Annotated in this window: 11 protein-coding genes and 4 tRNA genes; all 15 read right to left on the reverse strand. The window is 48.6% G+C overall.

What is annotated here, in order from left to right; translation table 11 throughout:
• Window positions 1–124 precede the first annotated feature (124 nt).
• The gene (locus C8D90_RS19825; protein WP_115460205.1) at window positions 125–1,012 is read right to left on the reverse strand and encodes a glycosyltransferase; all 888 of its coding nucleotides are present in this window, start codon (window positions 1,010–1,012) and stop codon (window positions 125–127) included.
• Window positions 1,009–2,163, reverse strand: a complete 1,155-nt coding sequence (gene glf, locus C8D90_RS19830; RefSeq protein ID WP_115460206.1) for a UDP-galactopyranose mutase — start codon at window positions 2,161–2,163, stop codon at window positions 1,009–1,011. Before glf ends, C8D90_RS19825 begins: the two co-directional genes overlap by 4 nt.
• Before the next feature lie 24 nt (window positions 2,164–2,187).
• A complete protein-coding gene (locus tag C8D90_RS19835) occupies window positions 2,188–4,083 on the reverse strand; it encodes a DUF4422 domain-containing protein (RefSeq protein ID WP_115460207.1) in 1,896 nt (631 codons plus the stop codon).
• Between the two features lie 101 nt (window positions 4,084–4,184).
• The gene (locus tag C8D90_RS19840; protein ID WP_115460208.1) at window positions 4,185–4,931 is read right to left on the reverse strand and encodes an ABC transporter ATP-binding protein; all 747 of its coding nucleotides are present in this window, start codon (window positions 4,929–4,931) and stop codon (window positions 4,185–4,187) included.
• Entirely contained in the window at window positions 4,931–5,698 is a 768-nt protein-coding gene (locus tag C8D90_RS19845) for an ABC transporter permease (RefSeq protein ID WP_115460209.1), read from the reverse strand. Before C8D90_RS19845 ends, C8D90_RS19840 begins: the two co-directional genes overlap by 1 nt.
• Window positions 5,699–5,894: 196 nt before the next feature.
• Window positions 5,895–7,040 carry a glycosyltransferase family 4 protein gene (locus tag C8D90_RS19850; protein WP_115460210.1) on the reverse strand — a complete coding sequence of 382 codons (1,146 nt, stop codon included), beginning with the start codon at window positions 7,038–7,040 and terminating at the stop codon, window positions 5,895–5,897.
• A 1,350-nt stretch (window positions 7,041–8,390) separates the two neighbouring features.
• Window positions 8,391–8,906 carry an S-ribosylhomocysteine lyase gene (luxS, locus tag C8D90_RS19855; RefSeq protein WP_115460211.1) on the reverse strand — a complete coding sequence of 172 codons (516 nt, stop codon included), beginning with the start codon at window positions 8,904–8,906 and terminating at the stop codon, window positions 8,391–8,393.
• A gap of 150 nt (window positions 8,907–9,056) precedes the next feature.
• Window positions 9,057–10,619 carry a glutamate--cysteine ligase gene (gshA, locus tag C8D90_RS19860; protein ID WP_115460212.1) on the reverse strand — a complete coding sequence of 521 codons (1,563 nt, stop codon included), beginning with the start codon at window positions 10,617–10,619 and terminating at the stop codon, window positions 9,057–9,059.
• Between the two features lie 64 nt (window positions 10,620–10,683).
• Window positions 10,684–11,121 carry a YqaA family protein gene (locus C8D90_RS19865; RefSeq protein WP_115460213.1) on the reverse strand — a complete coding sequence of 146 codons (438 nt, stop codon included), beginning with the start codon at window positions 11,119–11,121 and terminating at the stop codon, window positions 10,684–10,686.
• Window positions 11,118–11,684: a fructose-1-phosphate/6-phosphogluconate phosphatase gene (gene yqaB, locus C8D90_RS19870; RefSeq protein WP_115460214.1), complete on the reverse strand. Its 567-nt coding sequence runs from the start codon at window positions 11,682–11,684 to the stop codon at window positions 11,118–11,120. Before yqaB ends, C8D90_RS19865 begins: the two co-directional genes overlap by 4 nt.
• Window positions 11,685–11,844: 160 nt before the next feature.
• A tRNA-Arg gene (locus tag C8D90_RS19875) sits at window positions 11,845–11,921 on the reverse strand.
• A 106-nt stretch (window positions 11,922–12,027) separates the two neighbouring features.
• Window positions 12,028–12,104: transfer RNA gene (locus C8D90_RS19880), tRNA-Arg, on the reverse strand.
• A 51-nt stretch (window positions 12,105–12,155) separates the two neighbouring features.
• A tRNA-Arg gene (locus C8D90_RS19885) sits at window positions 12,156–12,232 on the reverse strand.
• A gap of 4 nt (window positions 12,233–12,236) precedes the next feature.
• Window positions 12,237–12,329: transfer RNA gene (locus C8D90_RS19890), tRNA-Ser, on the reverse strand.
• 327 nt (window positions 12,330–12,656) lie between these two features.
• Window positions 12,657–12,842 carry a carbon storage regulator CsrA gene (gene csrA, locus C8D90_RS19895; RefSeq protein ID WP_004091602.1) on the reverse strand — a complete coding sequence of 62 codons (186 nt, stop codon included), beginning with the start codon at window positions 12,840–12,842 and terminating at the stop codon, window positions 12,657–12,659.
• Window positions 12,843–12,948 lie beyond the last annotated feature (106 nt).

Raw genomic sequence — 12,948 nt, forward strand, 5'->3', positions numbered from 1 at the left:
ACTGAGTGATGCCATCCGTTTTCACCTGCCCCTCAGCCGCCGCGCCGCACGTTCCTAGTGCCTGGCAAAATATCCGTCGCTATGAATTAAACGTCACTATAAATAATAATAGCCATGTCACCGGTTAGTGTCGCATACCGCTTCGCTGACGCAGCCCATCAACGATGCCGCGCCATAAATAAGCAACATAGGCTCTTTTCCCGCTTTGCCCCTTCAGCCAGCAATATTTAATTACCCGAAACCCGATAGATGGCCAGCTGAACGGAGGACGCTCTTTAAAACAGCGCCGGGAAAGAAGCAGGTTTCGGATCAAATAATACACCTTCCACTGCGGGCGGATGTCACGTCCGGCTAAAGAGATGTCATGAACGAAGGTTATTTCGGGAGAATAACGGATGTTGATGCCTGACTGCGTCAGATAATAGCCGAAATAGAGGTCGTCATAATACAGGAATAATTCGTCGTGAATGGCGTGCCAGTGCTCAGCTAATACGCTGCGGGAAAAAATCACGCCGACAAATGACACAGTTTCCACTAAAGATGGCGTATCCGGCGCAGGAATGAAGTCAGCGGGTTTTAATGCATAACGAATATGATCCGCTAACGAGTGGGGAAGATGGCGGAAAGGCAGGTTCATCCGGCAAATATTGCCGTGCGGATCCGTCACACGGCAGCAAAATACCTGATGAGTATCAGAAAGGCCCGGCAAAATGCTCAGCAGATTAGCATCCGGATACGCATCATCATCGTAGAAAACAACCCAGTCGCAATTCAGATGATGAGTGATGTACTCTGCCCCTTTTTTGAATCCTCCTGCCCCGCCGATATTGCTGTCCAGCGTGAGGCAATGTAAACGCTCATCCCTGAGCCCCGCCAACCAGTCACCCGTTCCGTCGCCGGAAGCATTATCAACCACGACGACGCTCCGGAATCCCATGCCCAGCGTTACCGCCAGGCAGGTACGAAGCTTTTCAAGACGGTTAAATGTGACAATCAGCGCAACAACATTCATCGGGCATTAACCACGAATACCGGCATTTTCGAATCATCAGCCAATGATGCCAGATAAGCATCCGCCGTTTTCAGCGCTTCATCAATCGTGACGTCCATATCGAGATAACGATACGTACCGAGGCGTCCGACGAACGTTACAGCAGATTCCTGCTCGGCCAGAGAAAGGTATTTCTCCAGCAATGCCATCTCTCCGACCTGGCGAATAGGATAATAAGGAATATCATCCTCGCCGCAGGCACGGCTGTATTCTTTATAGCACACGGAACCTTCGTGTTTTTCCCACGGAGAGAAGTATTTATGCTCCGTTATCCGGGTATAAGGAACATCGACGGAACCGTAATTCATCACGGCGCATCCCTGATAATCGCCGTCGTAGATGAACTTTTCAAAGTCCAGCGTGCGGTATCCCAGCCGCCCGTGACGGTAGCCATAGAAGGCATCAAGGGGGCCGCTGTAAAATACGTGATCATAATCGCCCGCCTCCTGACGATCGAACTCCGTATTCAACTCAACGCTGATATTCTCGTGTGCGAGGATCTGCTCAACCATTTTGGTATAGCCGTCTCTCGGCATACCCTGATACTTATGGTTAAAGTAGTTATCGTCGTAGTTAAAGCGTACCGGCAAACGCTTTAAAATAGAGGCCGGTAATTCACTGGGCTGCATTCCCCATTGCTTGATGGTGTAGCCCTTGAAGAAAGCCTCATACAATTCCCGGCCAATAAACTTCAGGGCCTGTTCTTCAAAGGTTTGGGGATCGGAGATACTTTTATCGCCTTTCTCCTCAATCAGGCGCCGGGCTTCATCCGGGGAACACGTGGTTTTGAAAAACTGATTAATCGTATGAAGATTGATCGGTAAGGAAAATACCTGGCCGTTAACCGTCGCCTTGACGCGATTAACATAAGGCATCATGTGCCCATAACGATTCACATATTCCCACACCCGTTGATTGTCGGTATGAAAAATATGCGGGCCATAAACATGCACCATTACATCGGTCGCACCATCACGCTCATCAAAGCAGTTTCCCGCAATATGCGCACGGCGTTCAATAATACGAACCTTATGGCCTTGTTCAGCCAGCTGCCGGCCGATAATGGCGCCGGAAAAACCCGCGCCAACGATCAAAATAGATTTATTACTCATAGAAAGACGCTCTTATCGCTTACGTTAACCTAAAATCACACGGCGGACTTTGTAATAGTATTTCGTTAACTGATTACGTCGGGCAGTTCCCTGAGGCGCAACGCGATTCAGATACGGCATAAGACGTCTCTTGATTTTTGTTTGCAGCAGCACAGGGGCATGATGAGCTTCTGCGGCAGGCGCGCCGGCCGGAACCACAGGATTAAGGCGCAGATAAACGTCCCTCTGCCACGGCGTATTGCTGATGTATTTCATAAAGTTTTCGAAGAAATCCACCTTGGTCGTATTCCAGGGTTTATTTTCTCCGGCATAGTGAATCATCTTAGGCTGACAGCGCGCCTCAAGAAACGCCATATAGGTAGAAAACTTCAGGTTCGGGAAGAAGTCATCCGTATTACCGTTGCCGTGATAAACATTCCACGCCAACGGCAGATAATGGACGCGATCGTAGAACACTTTGTTCATGATATCCTGATCGAGGAACCAGTATTTCTTTTCCTTCATCGCGAACATCAGTTTTTCAAACGTGCCTTCCATGTTCATCTGGTGAATGTTAAAGACGATAATCCCGGCCTGAAAATAGGCATCAGGATTAGTCATTCCCAGTGATTTTTGCAGGTATTCCGCTGACGGCATCACGCCATCGGAAGAGTCGGACATCGCACCAAATTTAACGAAGCCTTCCATAACGATATCTTTTACCGCAGCAACCAGATTGTTGCCGATATCAGTATGCATCAGTTCGGCGACGTCGCTTTCCACCACGGTATCCGCATCGATAAACACCACTTTGTCATACCCGCGGAACAAACGGGGAATGAACAAACGGGCGTAGGTCGCGGCGCTAAAATGTGCGCGGGTGAACACCTCTTTAATTTCAGAGAACGCATTCACATCAAAGAAACGTAGCTTGATATTTTCCCGGCCGGCAACCTGCATATTCAAACGCTGCTTGCTTAACGCCGAAACATTGTTCTCCAACACCACGATGTCATAGTTATGCTCCGGGGTGCCATTGGCAACGACAGAATTCAGTAACGCACCGCCGCTCAGGGCATAGTTGTCATCAAAACAGATGACGATCGGCACGTTATTCTTTTCGAAAGCGGGAGACAGGGAACCGTTGAACGTCTCCTGCATAATGAACGTACGTTGCAGTTCCTTGAGCCGGTAGTGATTGTTTTCCTGCTGATGAATCAGGTAGATATTGAACAGCCGCTCAGAAATATGCCCGACGACGCGTTTCTCTTGTGCATTATAGTTATTGAACGCGATGCGATCTTCCAGCTTATCCAGAATAGAGAAAAGCCACTCTGAGTAATGCTCAAAAATGTCACGACGCATCACATACATGTTCGTATAGTAACCGTCAACGGCATGGTTAAACTGCTCGGCGGCCGGCATATACTCAGGATACATTTCATCCAGCACATCGAGCGCCGCCTGGTAATCCTTGATATGCAACGCCTCGCCGCGCTCATAGTGGTCATAGTTATTTTTGCTGTTTGCCGCCGTTACCGCCCATTTTTTAGGTACGATAATATCTGCATCTTGCAAGCAGCGGGCAATGCTCTGATCGTCTAAGCCAAACTGTGCTTCATAGCCATCGTTTAACACCGGGTAATTAACGACGCCCCAGTTATCTTCCGGAAAAGATTGGTTCTCTGAAAAGTTCAGGTGACGACGATAATGCATGAAACCGACAAAATCTGCTGGTTGTTCATTCTTCCACACCCAATAATGCGCCGTGAGCTCACAATAAAACGGGTTTTTAAAGGAAATATTGTCGCCGGTATCATCGCCGATGCAGCCAATTTCATTATAACTGTTGGCCTTGCCAACGTGCAGAGGATGCACCAAGTCAGCGCTCAAAAAGGCGCTGGGCTTATGGTGACAAGTATAGATTTTAATACTTTTCATTAATCTATTCCAAAAATAATAATGACAGGCCACATAGCCATTGATTTATAACAATCTGCTAATCCGTTGAATAGCAGCGCATTCCTTTGCAAGTCTTACTCTTAGGATGAAAGCATGGCGGCTTTGTATTGCGCGATGACCGTCTCAGCATCACCCGTAGCTTTCAATTTGTGATTCTCAATCCAAATCACTTTGTCGCATATTTTTGCAATATCAGACATGTTATGGCTGACAAACAAAATCGTAACGCCTTTGGCCTTAAAATCATTGATTGTATTAATGCACTTCTTTTGGAAGGAAATATCCCCTACCGCCAGAACTTCATCAATAATCAAGATATCAGGATCAACCTGGCTGATAACTGAAAAGCCTAGTTTTGCCAGCATACCGCTTGAATAAACCCGGATAGGCTCATCAATAAACTCGCCTAACTCGGAGAATTCGATAATTTTATCCAAACGGGCATTAACTTCCTTACGCCTTAACCCCAGCAACGTCGCGTTGAGTTTGATATTTTCACGCCCCGTGAGTTCAGGGTGAAATCCACCGCCCAACTCCAGCATAGAGGCAACCCGGCCTTCAACGCTGACGCTTCCCTTACTCGGCTTCAAAACCCCGGCAACCAAGCCCAGCGAGGTACTTTTACCGGCGCCGTTACGGCCGATTAAGGCAACGGCCTCACCTTTATTAACGCTGAAAGAAATATCCTCTATCGCAAGGTACTTGCGCCCACGCAACAAACTCAATGCCCGCCGGGGGTGGAATATCAGATCTTTAACGCCTGACCCGATGTGATGGTAGAGCGGATATTCTTTCGTCACACCGCGAAATTCAATGACTGCACTCATTACAAAATCTCAGCAAAACGATATTTAAGTTTATTGAACGTCCACATGCCTATCAACAGAACAAAAACACCTGATGAATAAAGAAAGGTAATACGCTCATACTCTACGTTTCCGTTCATGAACAGATCCCGCCAGCTCAGGATCATGCTGGCCAGCGGGTTATAATCCACCATCCACGAGAAATTAGCGGGTATCATGTCCGCACCATAAAGAATCGGGGTGCAGTAGAACATCAGCAATATTCCCAGGCTAATAAACCTTTCGAGATCCCTGAAAAACAGGTTCAACGTAGAAAACAGCAGCGCCAGGCCAAAGGTAATAATGATTTGTCCCCCGGCAATAAGCGGGATACCCCATAGCCATGACCATGAAGGAGACATGCCATAAACATAGAGAAAAACGATGATGACGGGAATGGTACACACGAAGTGCAACCCCTCCATCATAACGTTACTCAGAGGGATTACCGAGCGGGGAAAAACAGTTTTCTTAATAATCTGCGCATTGGCAATAAAGGAAAACAGCGAGTTCGTCGCCGAACTTGCAAACCACTGCCACGGAAATAATCCGGTAATCAGGAAGACCGTATAGTTGGGAATTTGTACCCGCATGACCAACTTAAAAATAAAGTAGTAGATCATTGCGAAAAGCAGTGGATTGGCGATGGACCAAAGATAGCCAAGAAAACTACTTTTATAACGAACTTTTAAGTCCTTTTCCGTTATAACAAACACCAAGTCAAACAAATAGCCTAAATTTAACTTCATATTATTGCTCAACATGCCATATCAAATATAAATTGCTGGTATATCACTGTGATACGTCAAGCGTATCTCGCCGGGAATTATCCAGATAGTGATAAATCCTATGAGCAACAAAAAAGATCGCCATAAATCCAACGGCGATACAGAGTCGCTCGAAAATAACCAACGCTAACTATTGTGATAGTAAAAAGGGGAAGCCTCAGATGGTGTGACTACGCAGCAAAGACTCATACACACAAATTGTCTTTTCAATAACGATGTCTTTTGCAAATCGCTGTTTGATGATATTGGAAGAAATGAGACCATAGTTCCTGCGCAGCGTTTCATTAACCGCCAGCTTCTCGATATAGTCAGCTAACTCTGCCGCCGTTCCTTTTTTCAGCACCAGGCCATTAACCTCATCCTGAATCACTGACTTGCATCCCGGTACGTTACTGACGATGCAGGCCCGCCCCATGGAACACGCTTCCAGAATAATTCGCGGCACGCCTTCCGAATACCTTGTCGGCAAGATAACCAAATTCGAGTCCCTGATAAGGTTTTCCACATCTTTGCGCGTTCCCAGCCACTGGATTTTTCCTTCATCATTCCAGGAGCTAATCACGGAGGCATCAATTTTATCAGGGTCATTACTGTCAATAATGCCCGCGACCTTTAGGTTGACAGCGATACCACGTTGCTTAACCAGTTCAACGGCATCAACAAGCACGCCCAACCCCTTTGACCACAGCATCCGGCTGGCAAAAAGGATGTTAAGCACTTTAGCCTCACACTCCGGCTGATACTTATATTTTTCAATATCAATACCGGCGCCGTCGATGATATGAACCTGGTCATCAAGAAAATCAACATATTGGCTCAATGTCTTATAATCATCGACATGCTCAAAAATCGCATGGGCATTCTTGTTTTTTGAAAGAATCACACTGTAGAACGTTGTAATCATGCGTCTCAGAAGGGTGTCAGCGGCCCGGTGCGTATTGTTGAACATACGGCCAAGTCCAACAAAACTCACCACAAAGGGGATGTGGGTAAAGCGCAGGAGTAATCCGCCAAGAAGAATAGGCTTAATCGTTATCAGGTGAACCAGGTCCGGCTTTATCTCTTTAAGTTTCTGGCGGAAAGCCAGAAGTATTTTTATGTTGAGTACCGGATTCTTAGAAAAGCGGGGAACCTCGATGCTCCAACATGTAATGCCATGGTTCTCTATACTTTCTCTTATCGCCTCGTCGGCAACCGACGTTACCACGTGAACTTCGTGGCCCTCTTCAACAAGAGATTTAGCGCGATCAAGCCAATGCAGATCAAAATACCAGGCTGCATTCACAAAAAAGAGAACTTTCATTTTCCACCTCAATGCTAAGCAAACACTTAGACGGGATTTCATTTTTTGTTAAGGGGAATAGCCGTTTACCTTCTCTGCAACCAGCATAGAAGCGGCACTGACTCAAATTGAATGGATTTGCACAACGTAATTTCCAGAGACTGAGTAAAAAAACAGGCTGTCCTTCACCTCATGCCCCGTATCGTCATCAACATGATAAAAACGTGCTTTCCATTTTATTGTGTCTTAACCTTCCCGCTCTCTATCCCTAGTGTGACCTTTCTGCGCCGCTGCTCATCAAACGGCGCCCCAAAGCTGCTTAGCTATACTCAACGTTTAACCTGGCGGGTGTTCATTGCACGAAACGCGATCAACCGGCCTCTATCATTCAGGGGTGAACCACGCAACATCCGGTTTATCCGGGCAGGTACGCTCATTATCCCTTACACAAACATGCCAAGGCCGTAAAGACCACAAAAATACCATCTCAATATCTGGCATCGTCTGGGCAAATAAAACATCCTGTAAGATTTTTCTAAAAATACATCAGAGCGCATGACAAAATATTAAAGCTATGCTACCGCCCTTGGCTCTACAGCTACCAATACACTGACTCTGTTTACCGAAACTATTTGTTTATCAATGACGCCGGCGCTGTACTGAATCGCCCAAACGACTCGCAGGCCAATTAAATCCTATTCTGGTTTATCCTGAATAAAAATAAGCATTTTCCTATAAGCCTTTGATGTAAGGGGAGATGCCTTCCCCTCTGCTTAAGAAAGGAGCCCTCCGCTCAAGCACATAATAAACAAGGATATTTAAACTCCGCCACACGCCGCATATCAGCCTAACCTATCCCGCTTATATTTTTACCCAACAGGCCTTTCGCGCAGTGAGTTTACCCCTATCTATCAAAAATAGAAATGAGTTATAGTTCTTTTCGGTACAGAGATTGATCTTAATTATCTTAGCGACTTCACGCACTAATGATGTGGTTTATATTTACACAAACCACCAGAATCACAGGAAAAACAAATACTAGAATACCCTTATAATAAACAATAATACTTACACAAAGTAAGAATTTTCCAATTTGGCATATATTAAAATTCTCGCATAAAAATACGCTCACTTATACTTCAAATACGGAAAGCCGTGTAAGGACATCAGGGATGGCTGGCAACAAAACGGCGGGAGAACATATGGCCCCCCTGTTCCACACAATCGCCTGAGTCAGTAAAAATAACGTTATTTCAATGAAATGAATCTTACGCAAGCCCGCGGTGTCAGCTCTGGGAATGACACTTTTTGCAACAAAAAAGCCCCGCGCTTTCGCGCAGGGCTGGTATACAACGGCGAATCGCTGTGACGCTATATATGCAGCTCTGCCAGCTTCTCTTTGGGCAGCGCCAGTTCGTCATTCCGGTTGATGCCGACCCCCTGCTCCAGGATATGCCGGGCGATGTCCTGAGCTTCCTCCAGCGAGTGCATCTCATAAGTGCCGCACTGATACTCGTTCAGCTCAGGTATCTTCCGCTGATCCGTTACCTTAAGCACATCCTCCATCGCGGCCTTCCAGGCTTTTGCTACCCGGTTTTCGTCAGGCGTGCCAATCAGGCTCATATAGAAGCCGGTACGGCATCCCATGGGGGATATATCAATAATCTCAACGCCGTCACCGTTCAGATGATCGCGCATGAAACCGGCGAACAGGTGCTCAAGGGTATGGATGCCACGCTCAGGCAGAATTTCTTTGTTCGGGTGACAGAAGCGCAGGTCAAACACCGTGATATTGTCCCCGCCCGGGGTTTTCATGTTTTTAGCTACGCGCACGGCAGGTGCAGCCATGCGTGTATGGTCTACGGTAAAACTATCCAGTAGTGGCATACGTCACCTCCTCACTAAAAAATTTTTCGCTTTTTACGAAACCTTTTCCAATCCAGCGAGTCTTAATTTATGAAAGACGCGCATTTGTTATCATCATCCCTGTTAATAGAGATGCATATTCGGCCACAGGTATTGTGGCCTTTTCTTTTTCTACCGCCCGGCATGCAGCGCCAGGTACTCCTCAAAAGAGATCGTATCCTGCGCTTCCAGCATCGCCTGCTTCTCAACGGACTTCTTCTGTTGCTCGTCCAGCATCGCCGGCGTCAGCACTTCAAACGGCTCGTGGCACAGCGCCTCACGGTATCCTTCCGCCAAAGACAAACCGAATCCCCCGATGCCCTGCGACTTCATCGCTTCCAGCACGCGTGCCGAATAGGTCTGAGATACATCATCGAAGAAAGTGACAAGCTTAGTGCAAACCCGCTGGTATTGCTCATTTCCGTTGATGCTGTCCAATACCTCGGCAACGCGGTACAGATCGGCGAACAGCGACTTACCGACTTTATCCAGCGGCTCGCGCGCCGAATCACAGCCGATCCCAATCGTCTGCCCCGGCTTGCGCCCTTCCAGGATAACCCGGTTCCAGTTCTTGCGGGTGCACATCAGTTCTTCGCTGCTCATCTCCGGCGCATCCGCCAGCACGCACCAAATCAGGAACAGATCCAGGAAACGGGACTGCTCCGCATTCACGCCGATAGCCGTGAAGGGGTTGATGTCCAGTGAGCGGACTTCAATGTATTCAATACCGCCGCGCAACAGGGCATCCGAAGGCGACTCACTGCCCTTCGTCACGCGTTTGGGGCGAATCGGCGCGTACAGTTCATTCTCAATCTGCAAAACGTTGGCGTTTAACTGACGGTAATGTCCGTCCACGTTGACGCCCAGACGGGCAAATTCAGGAGACGGCGTATGAATGGCCTTCTTCAGCGCGGTCACGTAGCCGTCCAGATCGTTGAACGTAATCCCCAGATTACTTTGCGACTTATTGGTATAGCCCAGGTCGCTCAGACGCAGCGACGTCGCATAAGGCAGGTACAGCATCCCTTTTCCGGAACGCTCAAAGGGCAGATTGGTTTCCCGCCCGTTCAGGAAGGAGGAGCAGATCGCCGGAGAAGCCCCGAACAAATAAGGGATCACCCAGCCAAAACGGTAATAGTTGCGGATCAGGCGGAAATAGCCGGCAGAGATTTTTTCCTTGCCGCTTTCTGCGTCCGTTACTCCGGCCCAGGCCTGCCAGAACTCAATCGGCAGGGAGAAATTGTAATGCACCCCGGAAATCGTCTGCATCAGGGCGCCATAACGATTCTTAAGCCCTTCACGGTACAGCGTCTTAAACCGCCCCTGATTGGACGTTCCGTATTGCGCCAGAACGATGTCTTCTTCTTTACCGATAAAGCAAGGCATACTCATCGGCCACATGCGCTCATTTCCCAGATTACGCGCAACGTAACGGTGAATGTCCCTCAGAAAAGCGAGCATGTGATCGATGCTGGCATCGACCGGTGTAATGAACTCCAGCAACGTTTCAGCAAAGTCCGTGGTGATCCAGGGATGCGTAAACGCTTTACCCAATACCGCCGGATGCCCGGTTTGCGCCAGGTGGCCGTCCGGGGTTACGCGCAGTGTTTCACGCTCAATGCCCCGGCGGATGCCGTTAAGGGCGTCGGGATGAGCTTCCAGCCAAGTCAGTGCTTTAGATACGTCCGGGATCAAATTGACCTCCCGCTATGATAATAACAATTAACTGCCAGCATTATTGTTCTGCTTATGGGCCATATCACCCTGGATTACTCCAGCCCTGTATACCGTAAAGCGTCACCACCGCCACAACAACATAGCGCAACGCTTTTCCGACGGTGAGATACACCACCACCGGCATCCACGACAACCGCATCCAACCTGCCAACACGCAAAGTAAATCTCCGATTACCGGTACCCAACTGAGCAAAAGCGCCGGCGCGCCGTACTTCTCAAGCCATCTCCGCGCCGGCGCCAGGCCACGCTGATGCTTGATTTCCGGCAGCAAACGGCCGATAACGACGTTCGTCATCCCGCCCAGCACGTTGCCGACCACGGCAACGCTGACCAATAACCAAGGCGAAAACCGTTCTGCCAGCAGCAGAACGGTCAGCACAATTTCCGAATTTCCCGGCAGCAACGTAGCGCTTAAAAAGCTACTGGCGAACATTCCGCCCAGCGTCAGAAAATCATTCACAACTTACGAACATCAACCCAGTCCATGTTGGCGCTCTGCGCCGCCTGGATGCCGAATTCAGCGTCTTCAAACACCACGCACTGCTCCGGCGGCACGCCTATCAGCGCCGCACAGCGCAGGAACGTATCCGGCGCGGGCTTATGCCGCGTTACATCATCCGCGCCGACGATCGCCTGAAAACAGTCCCGCAGCCCCAAATGGCTCAGCAATGCCTCCGCCATCCGGTGTTCGCTGCCGGTGCCCACCGCCATCGGCCTGCGCCCGTAATAAGCCTTCACCACGTCAATTAACGGGAGCGGCGTTACGGTGTCTAACAACATGTGTTCTACGGCCTGTGTTTTCAAGGTAGCGAGATAATGCGGATCCATATCGGCGGCGTTACTCTCAATAATCGCCTGCGCAATCCGCCAGGTGGGAGAGCCATTCAGTGCAACGATGGCCGGCTCATCATAAAACATGCCATAGCGCGACAATACTTGCTTCCAGGCCAGCCGGTGCGTCGGTTCGGTGTCGAGCAACGTTCCGTCCATATCAAAAATCAATCCCTGGTAACGATCGTACATCGTGCTCTCCGCGCGAATAATCAACATTTGAAGTGATCTACTTTAACGCAAAGTAAATAAATTGTCGCCGATTGCATTAGGAAGAAATAATTAGAAAAATCAACAAGGTGAATGGAAATTGAAGATAGATTGCAGCGAAGGATAACTTTTTTGGGAGGGATGGCGCATCCGGGAGGATTCGAACCTCCGACCGCTCGGTTCGTAGCCGAGTACTCTATCCAGCTGAGCTACGGATGCATCATAAAACAACACTGACATAACGCCGATGGCGTCACACGTCCCTGCAACGAACAAACCAGGGCTTGTTCTACGTTTCACATCCGCTGTTAACGTTGGTATAAGATGGCGCATCCGGGAGGATTCGAACCTCCGACCGCTCGGTTCGTAGCCGAGTACTCTATCCAGCTGAGCTACGGATGCACAAAACTTTTTACTGATACAGCGCGACGTATCCTGTCACACTGTTGAATATGGCGCATCCGGGAGGATTCGAACCTCCGACCGCTCGGTTCGTAGCCGAGTACTCTATCCAGCTGAGCTACGGATGCAAAATGGCGGTGAGGGAGGGATTCGAACCCTCGATGCAGCTTTTGACCGCATACTCCCTTAGCAGGGGAGCGCCTTCAGCCTCTCGGCCACCTCACCGTACGCTATCCCTTCCGGGATGTACCAGAACTTTTTGTTAAGCTCATCGGCACTGCGTGGCGCACATATTACTTTCCCACACTTATAAGTCAAACAATTTTTCCTGCCTCCGGTTTGTTTGAGCAAATCACACACAAAAAGCCCAGATTAACGACAAACCGTTGATTTCATCAGCAGATCGTCAGCATAAAAAACAATCATGCGCCTGCAATGACACAGAGGGAAAAGCAAAAGGATTAAAAACGACGGGGAAGAGAGGGAAAAGAAAGGTGCGGAAGGGGAAAGCAATAGCGCCCCGCAGTATGGCGAGACGCTATAGCCTGCATATCAGTAAGTCGTCTGCTGGGACTTCTCCGCCTGAATGCGTTGATAAATCTCTTCGCGATGCACAGAAACCTCTTTAGGCGCGTTCACCCCGATACGAACCTGGTTTCCTTTTACACCCAGCACGGTGACGGTTACCTCATCGCCAATCATGAGGGTTTCACCAACTCGACGAGTCAGAATAAGCATTCTTTGCTCCTTGAAAATTGAATTAGCGTCGGGTATCTCAACTACCCGCCATTATCCATCATCTACAGTGAAAACGTAAGCCATTACAGATTCACAAAATGTAAAC

The organism is Enterobacillus tribolii (assembly GCF_003363015.1).
Lineage (GTDB): Bacteria > Pseudomonadota > Gammaproteobacteria > Enterobacterales > Enterobacteriaceae > Enterobacillus > Enterobacillus tribolii.